The sequence below is a fragment of the Deefgea piscis genome (assembly GCF_013284055.1).
Lineage (GTDB): Bacteria > Pseudomonadota > Gammaproteobacteria > Burkholderiales > Chitinibacteraceae > Deefgea > Deefgea piscis.
In genome coordinates this window covers 2,268,096-2,288,073 of the sequence record NZ_CP054143.1, presented here as the reverse complement: position 1 = coordinate 2,288,073, position 19,978 = coordinate 2,268,096, and the positions used below count along the sequence as shown (strand labels likewise).

Genomic DNA, 19,978 nt, shown 5'->3' with positions numbered 1-19,978 from the left:
CCGATTTTTGTTTTTAAGCCGCTAATTCTGACTATGAGGGTTTATTTTGCCCAATATTTTAATTTTAGGTGCCGGACGAGTCGGCTCTTCGGTCGCCGAACAACTGGTGCATGAACGCTACAACGTCACCATCGTAGATAACGATGCCAGCCTACTCAAACCACTGGCTGATCGCCTGGATTTACGCACCTTATTAGGCTCGGCCAATAGCCCCAAAACCCTCATCGCCGCCGGCATTGAAGATACCGATCTACTACTGGCAGTTACGCCTTATGATGAGGTCAATATTGTCGCGTGTAAAATCGCCCACGATTTATTTAATGTGCCAATTCGCTTAGCGCGAATCCGCGAGCAAGACCTACTGAGCTACCCAAGTCTGTTTAACGACAGCGGTTTTGCCGTTAATCACGTCATCACCCCTGCGCAAATTGTCACCGACTATTTAGTCAGCCTGATTGAAACCACTGAAGCATTGCAAGTTTTAGAATTTGCCGATGGCTTAGCCAAAATGATCGCCGTTCGCGTTGAAGCCGGCTCGCAAATGGATGGGCAAGATTTAGCCTATCTCGCTCGAAAACTCAATCCAACCGAGTGCCGCGTGGTATCGATTTATCGCAGCAATCAACGCTTAAAGCCCAACGGACAAGTGAGCTTAAAATCTGGCGACGAGGTGTTTTTTCTGGCCGCAAGTCGTGATGTCAGTCGCGTGATGAGTGAGTTTTGTACTCAAATCAAACCCATACGCCGCATCACCATTTGTGGCGGTGGCAATGTCGGCTACCGGCTGGCTAAACAGATCGAAAAACGCTATGCCATCAAATTGATCGAAAGTAATCGCGATCGCGCGCAATGGCTGGCTGAACATCTCACTGATTGCTTAATTTTGCACGGCCAAGCCACCGATGAAGACTTACTCGAAAACGAGCAAGTGGATCGCTGCGATTTATTTTTGGCACTCACATCTGACGATGAAGACAATATCATGTCGTCTTTACTCGCCAAGCAAATGGGCGCGCGTCGCGTGGTGTCAATTATCAACCGCTCGCGCTACGTTGATTTATTGCAAGGCGGCAAAATTGATGTTGCGCTCTCGCCAGCGCAAATCACCATAGGCGCACTACTGGCCCATGTTCGGCAAGGCGATATCGTAGCAGTGCATAGCCTACGTCGCGGCGAAGCCGAGGCCATTGAACTCATCGCCCATGGCACGCCAGACACCTCCAAAGTCATTGGTCGTAAAATCGAGGATATCAAATTGCCGCAAGGCGCTGATTTAGCGGCAGTGATTCGCGATAACACCGTCTTAATGGCGCATCACGACACGGTGATTCTCAATAACGACCATGTGATTTTATTTATTGATAATAAAAGCCATATTCGTGACGTTGAGAAATTGTTTGCGGTTTCATTAGGGTTTTTCTAAATGCAATTGGCACAAAAATTATTACCCACCGTCAATATCGTCGCTCGCGTCTCGATCTTGTTTTCTCTGAGTCTATTGGTGCCGATTGCAATGGCATGGTGGCGTCAAGACGCGGCTTTACTGCCTTTCATCCAAGCGTTGATTGGTTTGCAGCTGTTTAGCATCAGCTTATTTTTACTCACTCGGCATTACCGGCGAGAGCTATTACCGCGCGATGGTTTTATTTTGGCCGTGGGCCTGTGGACGGCGCTACCTGCCGTAGCGGCAGTGCCATTGATGCTATACGACCCGCAAATGTCATTTACCAATGCGTACTTTGAAACAATGTCGGCGCTATCCACTACCGGTGCCACGGTCATGGTGGGCTTAGACCATTTGCCTCAATCGATTAATTTATGGCGACACCTACTTAATTGGCTAGGGGGTATGGGTATCATTGTGTTGGCTGTTGCGATCTTCCCGCTATTAGGGGTGGGGGGTATGCAATTATTTAAAGCCGAAACCCCAGGTCCAATTAAAGACAGCAAGCTCACGCCACGCATTCATGAAACCGCCCGCAATCTGTGGCTGATTTATACGGGCCTCACGGTATTGTGCGCACTGCTACTGCGTTGGGTGGGTGGCATGAGCTGGTTTGATGCGGTGTGTCACGCTTTTGCGGCACTCAGTCTTGGCGGGTTTTCTACTTATGATGCTAGCGTTGGCTTTTTTAATTCGCCGCTGATTGAGGCGATTTTGATGCTGTTTATGCTGTTAGCAGCAACTAATTTTGCCACCCATTACTTTGCCTTATCCGGTCGCAAGCTTTCGGTGTATTGGCACGACTCTGAATTCAAAGCCATGCTGTTGCTGATTGCATCGAGCATTGCCGGTTTAAGTGGCTTTTTAGTCTGGCAGCAAACCTATCCAGATTTGCTCACGGCATTACGCCATGTTTCCTTTAATTTGATTTCAATTGCCACCGATTGCGGCTTTGCCAGCGTCGATTTTGGTCAATGGCCGATTTTTGCCCCCTTAGTCATGCTGCTATTGTCATCGATTACGGCGTGTGCCGGCTCAACTGGTGGCGGGATTAAAATGATTCGTACCATTATCCAAACGCGTGAAGTTGGTCGGCAAATGTCATTGCTGCTGCACCCACAGGGGATTCACCCATTACGCGTTAACGGCCAAATCATTCCCAATTCGATTTTGGCTTCGGTAATGGGCTTTATCTTTTTATATTTCACCAGCATTGTGGTGCTCACTTTTGCCTTACTGGTCTCGGGCTTGGATTTTATTTCCAGCTTTAGCGCCATTATTGCCTGTATCAATAATGCCGGCCCAGGACTTGGTGAAGTGGGTCCTGCTAGTAATTACTCCGGCCTCAGTGATTTTCAAACTTGGGTGTGCAGCTTTGCAATGCTCTTGGGGCGGCTAGAAATTTTCTCAGTTTTAATTTTATTTACTCGGGCTTTTTGGCGGAGTTAATCCCGCATTGACTCAGTTACGACCCGCAATTGGCTTTAACTCGCAACGAAAGAAAAACAATGGAAACACTTTTTACCGGTATTTTGCTGTCTTTATCACTGTGCTTAGATATAGGCATGGTGAATGTCGCAATGATTGATGTCGCCATGAAGCATGGCCGCCGTGCTGGCTTTATTTTGGGACTTGGTTCTTGTTTTGCCGATTTGTTCTACGCCATTTTAGCGCTGCTTGGCATGCGCTATTTATTGCAGTTTCCTGCCGTGCAATGGGTCACTTGGCTCGGTGGCGGCAGCATTTTGATTTATCTGGCGTGGAAAATGGCCAAAGAAGCATTACAAGACGCCCAACGTGCCGAAACCGCCCATCCGCCCCTGCCCCCCAAGCATCATTTATTTGGCCGTGGACTGATGCTGGCCTTGGCCTCACCGACGTCGATTTTATGGTTTGCCGCCGTCGGCGGTGCGCTGATCGCGCAAGCCACCGATGGCTCTTGGTTCAGTAGCGCGGAATTTTTACTCGGCTTTTTTATTGGTGGCGTCGCGTGGAGCCTAGGAATTGTAATGGCCAGCCACCACGGCGGCCAAGTGATGGGCAATCGCTTTAAGCAAGCTTGCCATGCGATTTCGGCGCTGCTGTATGTGTATTTTGCCGTGCTCGTGCTACGTAATGGTTATCTGGCCCTCTGGCTGAACTAGGGTCTGTTGACATTGGGTTTACCAACCGCGCTGGCGCGAATTTTGGACTGAGGCAAAGCATCAAGCGCACAGCGTAGATTGCCACGCCAGCGCTTTTTAGTAATGCAGCATCAGCCCGAGAACCGCCAACCCCGAAGGGCAAGATCACGCTTAATCGGCGATTTCGGTCTTGCCCCGACCCGATTGCTTGGCGCGGTACAAAGCCTCATCCGCACGCAGCAATAAGGCGCGGCCATTTTCGTCGTCTTTTAACTGCGCAATACCCGCAGAAAAACGCACTTCAATTCTTTGATTGTGGTGAATATACGGTGTTCGCCCGGCCACCAATTTCAGTCGATCAATCACATAACTGGCACCACGAATATCGGTATCGACCAACAACAGTAAAAACTCTTCGCCACCATAGCGCACTAACACATCGGATTCGCGCAGCACCGCTTTGGTGAGGTTAGTCACGTGAATTAACACCTGATCACCGACTAAATGCGTAAAGCGATCATTAATTAACTTAAAGTCATCCAAATCAATAATCGCAGCGGTTAAACGACCATCGATGCGCTGCGCCCTTTTGACTTCACGCAGCAATAAATGATCCAGCCCTTGCCGATTTAAAGCACCGGTTAAGGCGTCTTGCTCAAGCACTTTACGATTAAACGCTAAGTCTTCTTCAATATGCCGAATTGAATCGCGAATCGTCTGTAAATCGCTATGCGATGTTCTCACGGTAGAGTGCACATTATGCGTGGTGCTAATCACCACATTGAGCATGTCTTCTAAAGACGCTTGCGTTTCTTCAATACTCACTTGCTGCGCCACATGCGCTTGGCGCACTTGCTTTAAATCACCGAGTTTTTGTTCAAAAACTTGGCTAGAATCGGCCAGATTTTCCAATAAACATTCAGTCAGTAAACTTGCCCCGTCCACAGCATCATCGAGCTTATACAACACCTGCCAAGCCACTTGCATCTCACTGGCGGTTTTGCTTTCTGGTGCCTTAATCGTCAAAATTGCGTTATAAAATTGGGTGTAATTTTCAGGCGTTGGCGGCAAAGCGCGCTCAGAAAGCCGCTTAAGTGCAATGCGGGCAATTTCCACCGGATTAACAGGGGTGGACAGAGTCATGGAATTAAAGCCTAATTGTTGGTTTATACTATTGCCCTCGATTGTAAGGACAAGCGCATACTTCGCCAAGTCCATTATTCAAAAACAATCGTTTTCATTTCATTTAATTTCGCCACGGGCACTACGGTTATCTCCATTATGCATATTCATATTCTTGGTATTTGCGGCACTTTTATGGGTGGCATTGCCGCACTCGCGCGCGCCGCAGGGCATACCGTTACCGGCTGCGATAGCAATGTTTACCCTCCGATGTCGACTCAACTCGAAGCGCTCGGCATTGAGCTCATCGAAGGCTTTGGCGTAGAGCAATTGGCACTGCAGCCCGATTTATACGTCGTGGGTAATGTGGTTAAACGGGGTATGCCGCTGATGGAGGCTATTTTAGACGCAGGGCTCCCTTATACCTCGGGCCCTCAATGGCTAGGCGAGCAAATTTTACAAGGCAAGTGGGTGTTGGCCATTGCCGGTACACACGGCAAAACCACCACCACCGGCATGCTGGCGTGGATTTTAGAATACGCTGGCTTGGCCCCCGGATTTTTGATCGGCGGCATCCCAGAGAACTTCGGCATTTCGGCGCGCTTGCCGCAAACGCCACGCCAAGATCCGCACAGCACCTCGCCATTTTTTGTGATTGAAGCTGATGAATACGATACGGCTTTTTTTGATAAACGCAGTAAATTCGTGCATTACCGCCCGCGTACTGCCGTTTTAAATAATTTAGAGTTTGATCACGCTGATATTTTTGCGGATTTAACGGCGATTGAAACCCAATTTCATCACCTCGTTCGCACCGTTCCCGGCCAAGGCCGCGTGATTGTGAATGGCAAAGAGGCCAGCTTGCAACGCGTACTCGATCGCGGCTGCTGGAGTGAGACCGAGTTTTTTGCTGGCAGCGAGCACGGCTGGCAAGTGGGTACGGTCTACCCAGATGGCTTTGACGTCTTACTCGATGGCCAAGCACAAGGTCGCTTGACGTGGGCGCTGATGGGCGAGCACAACGCGCACAACGCCTTAGCGGCGATTGCAGCGGCGCGCCATGTTGGCGTTGCGCCAAGTGTCGCCATTGAAGCGTTGGGGCAATTTGCCAATGTTAAACGGCGTATGGAAGTCAAAGGCTGCGTCAATCAAATCACCGTTTACGATGATTTTGCCCATCACCCAACGGCCATTGCCACCACCATTGCTGGGCTACGCGCCAAAGTCGGCCAAGCGCGGATTTTAGCGGTGCTTGAACCACGCTCAAATACGATGAAGCTCGGCACAATGAAAGCAGCCTTACCCGCCAGCTTAGCGGCCGCCGATCAAGTCTTTTGTTATGGCGCCAATTTAGGCTGGGAGCCCAGCGAAGCACTGGCTCAATTGGGCGATAAAGCGCAAAGCTTTAATGACATACCGGCATTAATCCAAGCGATCACGGCATCCGCGCAAGCGGGCGACCATATTTTAGTGATGAGTAATGGCGGCTTTGCGGGCATTCATGACGCTTTACTCAAGGCCTTGGCATAAGCTGCAACGTAGCCGCAACGCTCGAAGATAAAAAGAGAGCGATACCGGGGTATCGCTCTATAATCAATATTTCATAATATCTAGCGGAATATACCTACCATTTAACTGGTTCCGATTCTAAAGCCAATTCAAATAAAGCAGCAATATCAGCCTGTACCGCTTGCTCCAAAGCCAGCACATCAGCGGCGGTTGCACCACCGTGATTAACCAAGACTAAAGCTTGTTTTTCATACATCCCAACCGGCCCTAAGCGCCGCCCTTTCCAACCAGCTTGTTCAATCAACCAACCTGCGGCCAATTTATACTGACCATCGCCCAAGGCATAAGCCACCAATTGCGGATAGCGCGCCTGCAATTTTTGATAATGCGCGGCACTCACGATGGGATTTTTAAAATAACTGCCAGCATTGCCAATCACAGCAGGATCGGGCAATTTTGCTTGTCGAACTTGGCAAATCGCTTGTGAAACGGCGCTTGGCGTTGCCGGCAATTGCATCGCCTGTAAAGCGTTAGCAATATCCCCATAATTGGTTTTAGTTTGATGATTTTTTGGTAAGCGAAACACCACTTCACAAATCAGCCAAGGCGTTGTTGATTGCTTAAAAAAGCTATCGCGGTAAGCAAACTGACACTGGGCAGCACTAAATTGTTGCATCTGGCCACTGCTTAAGTCGACGGCGGTCAAATGATCCAAGGTATCTTTAAGCTCAACGCCGTAAGCGCCAATATTTTGTACCGGTGCTGCGCCAACAGTCCCCGGAATTAAAGACAGATTTTCCAGCCCACCCCAGCCCTGCGCCAAGGTCCATTGCACAAAAGGATGCCACAGCTCACCGGCTGCCGCTGCGACGTACCACGCCTCATTATCCTCGCGTAAGAGTCGCTTGCCTTTGAGCTCAACATGCACCACCACTCGATCCAGCGACTCGGACAACACCAAGTTACTACCGCCGCCTAAAATCGACCACGGCAAAGTATTTAATTCAGGATCAAGTCGCCACTGTTCGAGTTGTTCAATCGACTGTAGATGTAAAATTCGGGCCGCAAAAGCTGTCAAACCCAAGGTATTCATTGCGCTTAAATTCGCACGCGGGCTTAATGAAGCAGACATAATCATCACAACAAAGCAAAAGGCGATTATCCACCACTTTGCGTACGGGATAAATAAAAAAACCCTTCCACAAGGGAAGGGTTGATTGGCAATCATGCACTACGTTAGCAACACAGACCCCGATCGAGTCCGGTTCCGCCTCTTTGCCATGGCTTCATCTCTATAGCTTGAGTCATCAATGCCGCTCAAGCTTTTTATTCCTAACAATATTAGTCTCCATCCTCATTATTTTTGGCATTACCCGCGCAATCGAACTGGTCTTGCCTCAACCTTAAAAATGAAAGATTAATGTAATATTAATTCATTTTTAATGATTGTATCGCGTCGAAATTATATTTTTGATCACGATAAAGTCTATTTAGTAGCAAAGCATTTTTTCTGTCAAGCGCCTCAACCATGAAATAAACCAATTTGAAAACATGCTCAACAATCAAGCAGCGGCACTACCGAATAGCGCAAAAACATCAGTGTTGCGTTGCAACATAAAACAAATAAACTGTGCTTATCACTAGGTATTAAGCTTTAAATTAAATATTGCACTGCAACATCAACAAATAATGATGTAGTCAAAACCGCAATTAATCAATTTATAAGTATCAAAAAGAGATGGCGTATTTCCGACACTTTTAAAAATAGCCAGAACAGCCATTTAAACCGGTCGCTGTAATATTAATATTTTATTACAAATAAATAACAAACACGTAATAAAACAAACCTGTATTGAACTTTTAAATGACTAGAAAGTGGTATTTCTATGGACGGTTACCCAAATTCCAGCGCGCACAATACCATTTGGTTTGCTCTGCCGAAGTCGGTACCAAGACACTACCAAATTGCGATAAAAATCGAGGATATGGCCCAGCAAGTTCAACAAAACGCATTCCGAGTCGCTCCTCGATATTTTTTCTTACCGTGGCCACGGGTGAATTAATCAATACGCCAACCATCAATGCGCCAGATTCTGGGGTATTCACAAAGATTTCTTGGGCGGTGTTACCCGCTAATTGCGCATTTTTGCCGGCATACCACTGCGCCTCACCCCAAACCCGAATCGGTGCATCTAAGTGCAATTGAAAGTAACTATGCCACCACTGTGTTGACCATTCACTGCGACACGCCAAAGCCGCCTCGACTTTATCGCTAAAGTGACTGGGTAAGGCCCACGTTGGCGCAGAATGCAAAAACGCCACCATACAGCCACAAGCAAACAATCGTTTTACTGGGCGCATGATGGCGTTTCCTTGTTATTGCGAGTAATTAGCCGCTATTACGTAAACCGGCTGAAACCCCATTGATGGTCAAATGCACCGCATGACGTAATTCTTCAGAATCATCACCGCTACGGATTCGCTTGAGTAATTCAACTTGCAAGTGATTGAGTGGGTCCAAATACGGCAAACGATTGTCCAGACTACGCGCCAACATTGGATTATCTCCCAATAACTCGGCATGCTCGGTAATCACCAAAACGGCATCCACTGAGCGTTGCCATTCGGCTTTAATCCGACCAAAAATACGTTTGGCAATCGCTTGATCCTGCACTAATTCAGAATAGCGCTCAGCAATGGCAATATCCGACTTAGCCAAGACCATTTCCATATTCGAAATCGTCACTTGCAAGAACGGCCAAGTTTTATACAGCTCACGCAATAAGGCTAAACCTTCTGCCCCTGTTTCATCGAGATACTCCGCCACGGCAGTACCAAAGCCATACCAACCTGGCAGCATTAAGCGGCATTGTGACCAAGAGAACACCCAAGGAATCGCACGTAAATCACCAATGCTGGTGGTATTGCGACGCGCTGCTGGACGTGAACCAATATTCAAATTCGGAATTTCGGTAATCGGCGTGGCTTCTAAGAAATAAGTAATAAAGTCAGGTGTTGCATAAACTAAATCACGATAGAACTGATACGCACGGCTCGACAAACGCTCCATCAACACACGACGTGCCAAGACATCATCGGTTTGCTCGATCAAAGGCTGAAAGCTGGCGTCCAAAGTAGCGGCAACCAAAATTTCCAAATTACGTCGACCCACTTCACGGTCGGCATATTTGGCGGTAATCACTTCACCTTGCTCAGTAATGCGGATTTGTCCATTTACTGAACCGGCTGGCTGCGCCAAAATCGCATCGTAAGCAGGTCCACCACCACGGCCAACCGTACCACCACGACCATGGAATAAACGCAGCGTAACACCAGCAGCAGAAAACACTTCGACCAAGTTAAGCTCGGCTTTATATAGTTCCCAATTAGAAGTGAGGTAGCCGCCTTCTTTATTTGAGTCAGAATAACCCAGCATCACTTCTTGCACTTGATTACGGCAATTGAGCAGCAAACGCCATTGTGGCAAGGCAAATAACTCACCCATGATTTTGCCGCTATCGCGCAAATCGGGGGTGGTTTCAAACAATGGAATGATATTGACTTTACTGCGAACTTGCGGCGCCAATGACACCAAGCCCACGTCATTGAGTAATACCGCCACTTCCAACATATCCGAAACGGATTCACAGTTAGAAATAATATAATTCGGTAATACCGCCTCACCATAGCGCGCTTGTAATTCAGCGGCAGCGAGCAAGATATCTAATTCTTGCTGCACTTCAGGGCTATAAGTCACATCGTATGGACAGATTAATGGCCGTGGGCTTGAAAGCTCACGCAGCAGTACCGTACGGCGAGATTGCTCATTGAGCTTGCTGTATTCTTCTAAACCGGCTTGCTGGAACAGCTCACCAATCATTTTTTCATGAATGGCCGAATTCTGACGCATATCGACTGGCGCTAAGAAAAAGCCAAATACTGATACTGCACGCTGCAAACGGCGCAAACGACCATTGGCTAATTTCACCGCACCATGGGCTTTTAATGAGCGCTCAATCGTTGCTAAATCTGCCGATAATTCTTCAACATTTTTATAGGGTGCAGCCCGAGCCACATCGTGTAATTCATGATGGAACGTGCCAATTTCTAGCGCGGTAGCAAAAATGCGCGATGCAATCGCCGATACCGCCTGACGATAAGGCTCGCCAATTTTGCGATTTTTATCATCAACGGCGCTTTCAGCCAATTCAGACAAAGCTTGATCAACGGCCACTAAGCGCGTCGACATCGACAACTCGCCTTCCAGCTTCAAGCATTGTTGGTAGTAATGATCTAATGCCACCCCTGCTTGGCGTGACACGGCATAACGCATCACATCGGCCGTGACATTAGGATTGCCATCGCGATCACCACCAATCCAGCTACCGACTTGAATAAAGTTAGGCAACTGAATGGCTTCACCACTCATATCAGAAAACTTGTCTTCTAAATCTTGGTAAAGGCGTGGGATTTCATGCAAGAAGGTATTACGGAAAAAGGTCGAGCCATTTTCAATTTCATCTTGCACGGTTAGTTTTACCGTACGCACTTCGCGGGTTTGCCACAAAGTCAGCATGACCCGTTCCATCGCCTCTTGGTTGTCGCGAACTTCTTCTGGCGTCATCTGGCTACGATCGCGCTCTGTCAGTAAGGCGGCGAGCGCATTATGACAATTGAGGATGGTTTTACGCTTCACTTCTGTCGGATGCGCTGTCATCACCGGGGCTATCAGTGTATCCGCCAATAACGCTAACATTTCAGATGGCTTAACGTTACGTTCTAATAGATCATCAATCACCGCTGCAATACTGCCACGTTGTGGTTTTGAACCGGCAATTTTATGCGCGCGGCGGCGGCGATTATGGTGCAAATCCTCTGCTATATTAGATAAATGCGAGAAATAACTAAATGCACGCACCAAGGCCATGGTGGTTGGCATATCCAATATCGACAAGGAGCGCGCCAATGCTTTACCCGCATCAGGCTCGTGCCCTTGCACGTAGCGGAAAGCAAGTTGACGAATGGCTTCAATTTGTTCAGCAGTTGCAGCACCAGCCTGTTCACGAATCGTGTCAGACAACAAGGCAGCAAGCAGATCAAGATCTCGCTTTAAGGGTTGGTCTTTCTCAGCAATAGGTAAGTTCACAGGCATGGCAGTCCAACTTTTTGGAAATTCAAGACAATATTTTTTCTATCTTACCAAAAAATACCAATTTTTGCGTCACTAAGTGTCAGCAAGCAATTCTTTCAAGGTTATCGCCGCATGCCACAATATTCCTTTCACATGCTGAATGTTTTTGCCGAAAAGCCCTTAGCTGGCGATCCATTCGTGGTTTTTGTGGTCGATGACTTCCCAGATACTGAAATCTGCCAAGCCCTCGCCTACCAAATGGGCGGCACCGAAGTGGCTTTTTTTAGTCCAAATAGCAAACAACTGCAATGCTTTACGCCGCAATACGCATTGCCATTTTCGGGCCGGGCTTTAATTGGTGCCGCTGCCGTTGCTCGGCATTTAGATCCTGAGTTTAAGTCGCTCTTCATCACGCACAATGTACGGCAATTTAAGGTGGGGTATAGCCATGAAGAATATGATTTCATTAGTTCACCAAGCAGTACCCGCCCTTATGACCAAAGCCCACTGGCCTTAGCCCAAGCGCTCAATATTAGCGTGCATGATTTAGTTTTGCCGATTTTATGGGTCGATAATGGCGTCGAACAGCTCATGATTCAAACGCATTCACGGCAAAGTGTGTTACAAGCCAAGCCCCACCCTGCTTTGTTAGCGCAAGTTCTCAATAGCCCCCACGCCTTGGCACAAGTCACCATCTGGCGGCGTGATGCTGAGCTATTTACCGTGCGCTGCTTTAGCTCAGATGCTTTTGGTGTCGAGGAAGATTTTGCATCGGGCACGGCTGCGGCCAATCTGAGCAGCTACTTACTGGCCACCGGTGCTAAAGCACCGTTGCAATTTAGAATTGAGCAAGGCCACACCATCCAAAAACTGATTAGCCGACTTTGTGTGATCAATATCAAAGTTAATCCACTACTACAGATTTACTGCTCAGGTAAAGTGAACTATTTAGGAAACGGTATTATTAATCTCTAATATCCAAGGCATAATAGCGCCCATACACCGTCTTTGTTACAAATGGTATGGGACCTTCACGATGACACTTAAATTTAAAGCATGGGCCTTATCCATTGCCGTTCTCGTCGCCTTAATCGGCGTCATGTTAGTTGGCTTAATCACCATGCGTGATATGAGTGCAAGCGATAACCAAGCACGTATTGAACAACTTCTCAAAAGCACCTACCTGACCATTACTCAGCTAGAAAACTTAGCGGCCAGCGGTCAACTCACCGAAACACAAGCCAAAGCCATTGCAACGCAAATTTTACGCGAAAACAAATATCACAAATCTGAATACGTTTACGTTACCGACGAAAAACTCAACTTTATTGCGACGCCACTTGATCCACAATTGCACGGCACGAGCTTTAATGAATTTAAAGACGCCAGAGGCGGCAGCGTTGGCGCTATTGCACTGGCAGCACTGAATCAATCGGGCGGCGCACTCACCGCGTATCCGTGGACCTCAGAGCGCGATGGTAAAGTCGTTGAGCTACTGTCTGTGGCACAAAAAACACCACGCTGGGGTTGGATTGTCGGCAATGGCGTTAGCTCAGCCGAAGCGCACGCTCGCTTTTGGAGCAATGCGCGCTGGCAAGTTTGGATCTGCCTAGTGGTGGCTGGCATTGTTGGTTTTCTAATGCTCACCACCGTGCGCCGCATTTTAAATGACTTAGGTGGCGAGCCCGCTGAGGTATTAAAACTGGTGCAAAGCGTTGCCGATGGCAATTTACAAAATCACCACGAAGCCGACAACGCCTCCCCGCATAGTATTTTTGCCTCGGTCATCCGCATGCGCGAATCATTACGCACCGTGATGTCGCAGCTATCACAAGCGGTATCTACCTTACATCACACCAGTGAAGACATCGTGGCACGCGCCCAAGACAGTAATCGTCTAATCGAAGCGCAAGGCCATGCGGCCAGCCGCATCGCGCATACCGCAGAGCAATTTGCGGCGCAAACTCGCTCAGCTGAACAGCAAGCCAATACAGCCCGCCAACAAAGCGAATCAGCCACGGCCATTTCGGCACAGGGTCTCACCGTGATTTCATCGGCTGTCACGCGCTTTGCCGATATCGAACAAGCGGTTGGCGATACCCAAAGCAGTATTGATGATTTAGCGCAGCGCGTTGGCAGCATTTCCGCCGTCATTGCCGTCATTCGCGACGTTGCCGACCAAACCAATCTACTGGCTCTAAATGCAGCCATTGAAGCGGCTCGCGCTGGCGATATGGGGCGTGGCTTTGCGGTGGTTGCCGATGAAGTGCGCAAACTCGCCGAGCGCACCAGCTCAGCAACGCAAGAAATTGGCCTCACCATTACCGCAGTTCAAGGCAGTGGTCAGAATGCCAAAACTAGGATGGATGATATGTTTATCCAACTCAAAGAAGGGATACGCCAAGCCAAAGAAGGCGGCGAAGCAGTCAAAGCCATTCGCCAAGAGACCGAAGCCACCGCAATGGTGGTGGGCGCGATCGGCAATGCGCTCGCCGAACAAGTGCATGCCAGTATGGCGATCCGTAATGATGTCGATGAAGTCGCCCAATCTTCAAACGGCACCATGTCGGCAGCCCAAGGTACGGTCGGCGCAGCACAATCGATTAAAGTCGTATCAGAGCAACTGGCGACCTTAGTGCATAAATTCCGGCTATAACACCCTCCTCGTAAGACCAAAGCTCGTCGTTATTCACGACGGGCTTTTTTTATAACTGTGCACCACTTCATAGCTTGGTTTATAAAAACGGCGCAAAATCAATGGATTCCAAGCAGGAGCATTCATGATGAGCACGACGACCTCAAGCACCCATCCTCTGATTTTAGCGGCAGCGGCGTCTGTCATTTTGGCATCCGGTGTCGGCATCGCCCATTGGCTGGGCTATGTCGGTAATACGCCTCAGCCTAGCGCCAGTGCCCCCGCGCTGATTGCCAGCAGCACAGCAACCGCGAGCCCAACACCTACGCCGACAGCAACGCCAACGCCAACGCCAACCCCCACTGCAAGTCCGAGTCCGAGCCCAACGCAGGCCCCAACCGCGGCACCGACGCCCAGCAAAAAACCAAAATATCACCCGAAACCAACGCCAGTACCCGTTGCACCTGAGCTGGTGTGGACTAAAGTCCCGGCAAGCAATAGCCCGGTTAGCTGCCCCAACTGCGGACAAATTACCCATATTGAAACCATTCAAACCGATGGTGAGGGCTCTGCCGCGGGTGTATTACTCGGCGGCGCTGCAGGTGGCGTGATCGGCAATCAAATCGGCAAAGGCCACGGCAAAACCGCCGCCCGAATTTTAGGCGCTATCGGTGGTGCACTGATTGGCAATCAAGTCGAAAAACGCGTTAATACACAAACCCATTATGAAGTCACCGCACAATTTGCCGATGGTAGCACCCGCACCATTCAATACCCAGAAATGCCAACATTACGCGTTGGCCAGCAGGTTAAATTAATCAATGGTGAGTTAGTTGCATACTAAAACATCGCAGCAATCGAGGGATTAAGCGAAAAAAAAACCGCAAAGCATTTTGCGGTTTTTTTATGCTGTCTATTTATTCTTTCGGCTCATCGGGCAAGGTAGTAACGGTTGCTGGCGGCAAACGCTGCGGATAAAAAATCCAGCTACGTGCAAGCTCATAAAAAATCGTCAACAACACTGGACCAATAAATACACCCAGCATCCCAAACGCCAAAGCGCCGCCAAGCACACCAAAGAAAATCAAAATAAACGGCAGTGAACTACCTTTACCAATCAACAATGGTTTAATCACATTATCGGCCGAGCCCACCACAAATAGCATCCAGACCACCATAAAAATCGACCAGCCCACTTCGCCTTGATAATACAACCATGCCGCAGCTGGCAAACCAATCAACGACGGACCAAATGGCATTAACGCTAAAATAAAGCTCGCAAAACCCAGTGAGGCGGCATTCGGTACGCCCGATATCAAAAAGGCCAACCATGCCAACACCGCTTGCACCACGGCCGTTCCCATAAAGCCGTAGACCACGCCCTTAGTCGAAGCCAAAGAAATACCCAATAATTCAATACTGCGCTCTCCAGCGAGTCGCTCAACAAAGCCGCGAATCCACGCCAATAAATCTTCGCCACCCATATAAATAAAAAATGAAATAAATAAACTCATCACCAACAGCATCATGCCACTGCCAATCTCTTTGGCCAGCAGCAGCAATAACTGAGATGCGGGCGCGATATAACTACGAAACGAGGTAATCGTTTCGGCGTCTTTGGCGCCAAGTTTGTTCCAAAATTGATCAATATAGTTACCCGCAACCGGCAAAGAAACTAACCATTGGGGTAATGCTGGCCAGCCCTCGCCAAATGCTGCATGCAGCTGAATACTCCAAGTAGAAGCCGCACTAGAAAAATCACTCGCCGCCAAAACAATGGGTAAAAGAATGAAACAACATAGCGCAGCAATCATCGTCACCGCAGCCAATGCACGCCGACCACGCAGGCACTTCACCAAAAAAAGGTAAGGTCGCCATGTGCTAATCACCAAAATACCGGCCCACAAAGTGGCAGCCAAAAAGGGGCGAACAATCGAAAAAATCGTCAATGACAACAAACAGATCACTGCCAATGCAACCAAGGGCTCAACAAAATCAGCCGTTTTGTTTTTCATAGCATGTAAGCTCAACAAGTAAATTGGGCTAAGCATAATCTAAAAAGCCGTCACCTGTCGTGATCGGCAATAAAAAAACGACCCATCGTAAGATGGATCGTTTTTAAACGACACTCAATTTAAATTATCGTCCTTGATTGGCCGTCACTCGTGCACGGTAAATTAACAAGCCCATCATATTGCTAATATCTCTTTTAACTTGCAAAGAGTCCACTCGCCCAAAACGATCGCTCAATGCTTCATGCACTTCGCAGGCCAAATGAAATAATAATGGTTTTTCGCGCATTGGCGCGCTCACCAAATAATGATTAATTTCATTCACAATTTGATCGGCTAATTCATCGGGATAAATTGCTTTCGAATTTAAAATACAATCGAGTAAGCGCACACCAATCACACCCAGCGAAAGCAATTGAATTGTCATTGCAAACCTCTTTGATCCAAGCATTTGCTTCACTTTAGTGAGCATGCCCTTGTAATGTCGGCCAATCCGTCAAACGGTACTCAGACTAGGGGTATTCCAATAGCGACAAAGCATGTAATTTATTTTACATTTCAATGATGCAATGCACCATTCGGAGAAACCAATTTATGTGCGGAATTGTTGGCGCAGTATCGAATCGAAATGTTGTTCCTATGTTATTGGCAGGTCTTACCCGACTTGAGTATCGCGGTTATGACTCCAGCGGCATCGCACTCAATGGCGAACAGCAGTTAGAACGCATTCGGGTAGCAGGCCGAGTGGCCGATTTAGCTGAACGCTGCCAGCATGCATCCGGTCAAAGTGGCATTGCCCACACTCGCTGGGCGACCCATGGTATTCCGTCAGAAGCCAATGCCCATCCGCACTTAGGCGGCGACTCCGTCATGCTGGTGCACAATGGCATTATTGAAAACCACGCCGAACTCAAGCTTGAGCTACAAGCCGCTGGCTATGTGTTTAGCTCAGAAACCGATACTGAAGCGATTGCGCATTTAATCCATTTAAATTTGCAACGCAGTCATCATCTACAAACCGCAGTGCAAGAAAGTATTCTTCGTTTACGCGGTGCATTCGCCATTGGTGTTGCCAGCTTAGCCGAACCCAATGTGTTAATTTGCGCACGACAAGGTAGCCCCTTGGTCTTAGGGCTGGGTTTTGAAGAGCAATTTTTTGCTTCAGACATCGCCGCCCTATTACCACTCACCCAACGCATGATTTACCTCGAAGAAGGTGATTTAGCGGTACTCAACACCAGCGGCATACAAATTTTTGATCGACAAGGCCAAAGTGTTGAACGCCCTGCGCGCACCTTGGATGTGGTCACCGATTCAGCAGACTTAGGGCCTTACCGCCACTACATGCAAAAAGAAATTTTTGCCCAACCCGTTGCCCTTGCCGACACACTTGCTGCCGCGCTCAAACACGGCTTCTCCCCTGCGCTATTTGGCAGCGATGCGCATGACATATTCAGCAAAACCACCGCGATACGTATCGTCGCTTGTGGCTCAAGCTATCACGCTGGCCTGGTTGCTCGATACTGGATTGAGGAATACACCGGCTTACCCGTCAGCGTCGATATCGCCAGTGAATACCGCTATCGCAGCGGCAAAGAGCAAGACGGCACCTTGATCGTGGCGATCTCTCAATCGGGAGAAACCGCCGATTTACTCGCCGCACTTCGTTCCGCCAAAGAGCGCGGCCAAGTGCATATTTTGGCCTTATGCAATGTCGCCCACTCAACACTCACTCGCGAAGCTGACCTGGTCGCGCTCACTCATGCCGGCATTGAAATTGGCGTTGCTTCTACCAAAGCATTCACCACCCAACTGGCCGCGCTATTTACTTTGGCTGGCTCACTAGCTCACTGCCGGCAAACTTTAGACCCCGCAGCATTAGCGGAACTGGCCAATTGCCTGCCCCGCTTGCCTGCGATGTTTACGGATATTTTCCCGCTAGAAACCGCGCTAGAAGAATGGGCGCACGAACTGAGCCACTATAACCATGCGCTCTTTTTAGGCCGCCATACGCTATTTCCAATTGCGCTAGAAGGCGCACTCAAGCTCAAAGAAATTGCCTACATCCACGCCGAAGGCTACGCCGCTGGTGAACTCAAACACGGCCCACTGGCTTTGGTTGATGAGGAAATGCCGGTCATTGTCTGCGCCGCCAATGATGCGCTATTTGATAAATTACTATCTAACCTGCGCGAAGTCCAAGCACGTGGCGGCAAGATTTTTCTAATCGCCGAGCCCGGCTGCGAAGCCGCTTTTGACTATTGCCATCGCACCATTACCCTGCCGAGTAAAACCGGCCCACTGGCACCCATTGTCTTTACACTGCCACTGCAATTTTTGGCCTACCACACCGCCTGCCGCAAAGGCACCGACGTCGACAAGCCGAGAAATTTAGCCAAAAGCGTCACCGTCGAGTAATTGTTAAACGGTGAAATTTAATTTTTTTGTAATTTTAATGCAATGTTTTGCATTAAAATTACCTCGTAGGTGTCAAAAAGTTTAAAACTGAAGTTCATACGTCAAATCTGAGTCAATGTATCGATACACAGGCTTGAAAATGTCGAAGGCCGCGACCTGATGGTTTGCGGCCTTTCATATTTTCAGTATTCGTATCAGCTCCTCTGTCTAAACGGACATTTCCGGCTTCCAGCACCAAGTATTTGCATGTCTACCAGACGTGAAGCAGTCCATTCAGTAGTCAGTAAGCTCTTGAACAAAAAACTTCGCGATAGCAGCATTCAACTTGGGAATGCTCACCGCTCGATCAAACGATGGAGGATCGCTCAAAAGATGATCTGCGATGCTTCCTCGTTCAAAGGGTGGCAGCGGTGAAAGCATTGCACCATGCCCAGCCTCAATCAGCTCAGCCAATATTTGGCACCTCGGTTCACAGGCCGACTGAATGGCCTTGACGTGGAATCTTGGTACTTGATTGATGTCTTTTTCTGCAATAACCAGACCAAGTGAGGTTTGCGGTGTCTTCAGGGACTCAGCAGAAAAGTCTGCTGCGAACGGGACCATGGCGACCACGGCTCGGACGCGCTTGTCGGTGTATCTGTATGAGGTTTCATCGTCGAACCGCCATCGGATAATCAGTTTTGCTATCGATAGCTTTAGGGAATCTAGCCAAGTACCGTGTAAGCGCGTTGCAAAACCCACGCAGGATGAAAAGTCATCCGCGATGTGTTGCATGCAGTGATCGCGGAATCGAGCTGGCGACCACTCGCCACCAGCAAATGAGAGTGCCGTGTGCCCACCAGCTGACCCACCAAACACCCCTACCGCGTCCAAACGCAGTAGAGGCGCAAATAATGGATTTGTCGACACTTGATTGATCGCTTGACTGACCTCAAGTGGACGCCGCTTCCAGCTTGGTGGACCAGGTTCGGAGAAGTCGAGATAGTTGTCGCCGGCATGTTGAGGAATTGCGACAACGAATCCGTGCTGAGTTAGCGTGCGTGCTAAATCTGTATGCACCCATGGTGAGCCGCCTGAGCCATGCGAAACCACGATCAGTCGGCCATTGCCCTTGAGTGGCGCGCTATTCTCCGCCCAAGAGAGTCGGAATGGGCCTTGGGAGACTTGCGTTTCGCTAGCAAGAGTTGGAAAGAAGACCATTGTTGTCCCGCCACCTTCTTGAGGCTGTCGAATTAGCCCCATGTTCATGGCTTGCGCAGCGGGAGGCAAACCGCAGAGAAAGAAAATCAGTACGCGGAAAAATTGGCATCGCAGCGCATAGCGCCAGCATCGGCCTTGATGTGGCCAAGTTGTTTGAGGCTGTGAAAGGTACTGCAACATATAGGCACCAACGCTTGGGACACGGTCTGTCCGCACAATAAAACTGGATAGTTCGGCTTGGCCGATCTGTCGATACAAATCAACGACAAACAACAAACCGTCAGGTTGAAGGTTACTGCCTTTATTAATTAGCTGGCATACCTTTGCAGCCCAGCCTAATCAGATAGGTTCAAATTTCTGCTCCTATGGCTTTTGCGAGTATCG

Annotated in this window: 15 protein-coding genes; 8 read left to right on the top strand and 7 right to left on the bottom strand. The window is 48.8% G+C overall.

The features are described from left to right. The first annotated feature begins 46 nt into the window (after positions 1–46). From trkA to HQN60_RS10680, 3 genes are read left to right on the top strand one after another with little or no spacing between them, the layout of a single operon-like run. Entirely contained in the window at positions 47–1,423 is a 1,377-nt protein-coding gene (trkA, locus tag HQN60_RS10690; RefSeq protein ID WP_173533630.1) for a Trk system potassium transporter TrkA, read from the top strand. Beyond that, positions 1,424–2,893 carry a TrkH family potassium uptake protein gene (locus HQN60_RS10685; protein WP_173533629.1) on the top strand — a complete coding sequence of 490 codons (1,470 nt, stop codon included), beginning with the start codon at positions 1,424–1,426 and terminating at the stop codon, positions 2,891–2,893. It abuts the gene before it with no gap. Between the two features lie 59 nt (positions 2,894–2,952). Next, positions 2,953–3,588 carry a LysE family translocator gene (locus tag HQN60_RS10680; protein ID WP_173533628.1) on the top strand — a complete coding sequence of 212 codons (636 nt, stop codon included), beginning with the start codon at positions 2,953–2,955 and terminating at the stop codon, positions 3,586–3,588. 150 nt (positions 3,589–3,738) lie between these two features. Here HQN60_RS10680 and HQN60_RS10675 read toward each other — a convergent pair whose 3' ends face one another. After that, positions 3,739–4,710 carry a GGDEF domain-containing protein gene (locus tag HQN60_RS10675; protein ID WP_173533627.1) on the bottom strand — a complete coding sequence of 324 codons (972 nt, stop codon included), beginning with the start codon at positions 4,708–4,710 and terminating at the stop codon, positions 3,739–3,741. Between the two features lie 135 nt (positions 4,711–4,845). Here HQN60_RS10675 and mpl point away from each other — a divergent pair, with 135 nt between their 5' ends. Then, positions 4,846–6,219: a UDP-N-acetylmuramate:L-alanyl-gamma-D-glutamyl-meso-diaminopimelate ligase gene (mpl, locus tag HQN60_RS10670; RefSeq protein ID WP_217390374.1), complete on the top strand. Its 1,374-nt coding sequence runs from the start codon at positions 4,846–4,848 to the stop codon at positions 6,217–6,219. A 94-nt stretch (positions 6,220–6,313) separates the two neighbouring features. On the opposite strand, the gene murB is transcribed toward mpl, so the two are convergent. From murB to ppc, 3 genes are all read right to left on the bottom strand, one after another. Next, positions 6,314–7,330, bottom strand: coding sequence for a UDP-N-acetylmuramate dehydrogenase (gene murB / locus HQN60_RS10665; RefSeq protein WP_173533625.1), 1,017 nt, complete (start codon positions 7,328–7,330; stop codon positions 6,314–6,316). A 752-nt stretch (positions 7,331–8,082) separates the two neighbouring features. Continuing rightward, positions 8,083–8,559, bottom strand: a complete 477-nt coding sequence (locus HQN60_RS10660) for a hypothetical protein (RefSeq protein WP_173533624.1) — start codon at positions 8,557–8,559, stop codon at positions 8,083–8,085. A gap of 28 nt (positions 8,560–8,587) precedes the next feature. Continuing rightward, positions 8,588–11,350, bottom strand: coding sequence for a phosphoenolpyruvate carboxylase (gene ppc / locus HQN60_RS10655; RefSeq protein ID WP_173533623.1), 2,763 nt, complete (start codon positions 11,348–11,350; stop codon positions 8,588–8,590). Positions 11,351–11,461: 111 nt separating this feature from the next. On the opposite strand from ppc, the gene HQN60_RS10650 reads away from it, so the two are divergent. The 3 genes from HQN60_RS10650 (at position 11,462) to HQN60_RS10640 (ending at position 14,808) form a co-directional block, all read left to right on the top strand. Continuing rightward, on the top strand, positions 11,462–12,304 hold the full coding sequence (locus HQN60_RS10650; RefSeq protein ID WP_173533622.1) for a PhzF family phenazine biosynthesis protein: 843 nt from the start codon (positions 11,462–11,464) through the stop codon (positions 12,302–12,304). Between the two features lie 61 nt (positions 12,305–12,365). After that, positions 12,366–13,985, top strand: a complete 1,620-nt coding sequence (locus HQN60_RS10645; protein ID WP_173533621.1) for a methyl-accepting chemotaxis protein — start codon at positions 12,366–12,368, stop codon at positions 13,983–13,985. Between the two features lie 124 nt (positions 13,986–14,109). Next, positions 14,110–14,808 (top strand): outer membrane lipoprotein, encoded by a 699-nt coding sequence (locus HQN60_RS10640; RefSeq protein ID WP_173533620.1) that lies wholly within the window; start codon positions 14,110–14,112, stop codon positions 14,806–14,808. A gap of 73 nt (positions 14,809–14,881) precedes the next feature. On the opposite strand, the gene HQN60_RS10635 is transcribed toward HQN60_RS10640, so the two are convergent. Then, the gene (locus HQN60_RS10635) at positions 14,882–15,979 is read right to left on the bottom strand and encodes an AI-2E family transporter (protein ID WP_173533619.1); all 1,098 of its coding nucleotides are present in this window, start codon (positions 15,977–15,979) and stop codon (positions 14,882–14,884) included. Between the two features lie 124 nt (positions 15,980–16,103). Beyond that, positions 16,104–16,403 carry a hypothetical protein gene (locus tag HQN60_RS10630; RefSeq protein WP_173533618.1) on the bottom strand — a complete coding sequence of 100 codons (300 nt, stop codon included), beginning with the start codon at positions 16,401–16,403 and terminating at the stop codon, positions 16,104–16,106. 167 nt (positions 16,404–16,570) lie between these two features. Between HQN60_RS10630 and glmS the strand changes: the two genes are divergently transcribed. Then, complete coding sequence (gene glmS, locus HQN60_RS10625; protein ID WP_173533617.1) at positions 16,571–18,394, top strand: glutamine--fructose-6-phosphate transaminase (isomerizing); 1,824 nt, start codon at positions 16,571–16,573, stop codon at positions 18,392–18,394. 273 nt (positions 18,395–18,667) lie between these two features. On the opposite strand, the gene HQN60_RS10620 is transcribed toward glmS, so the two are convergent. Further along, positions 18,668–19,774, bottom strand: a complete 1,107-nt coding sequence (locus tag HQN60_RS10620) for an alpha/beta hydrolase family protein (RefSeq protein WP_217390107.1) — start codon at positions 19,772–19,774, stop codon at positions 18,668–18,670. Positions 19,775–19,978 lie beyond the last annotated feature (204 nt).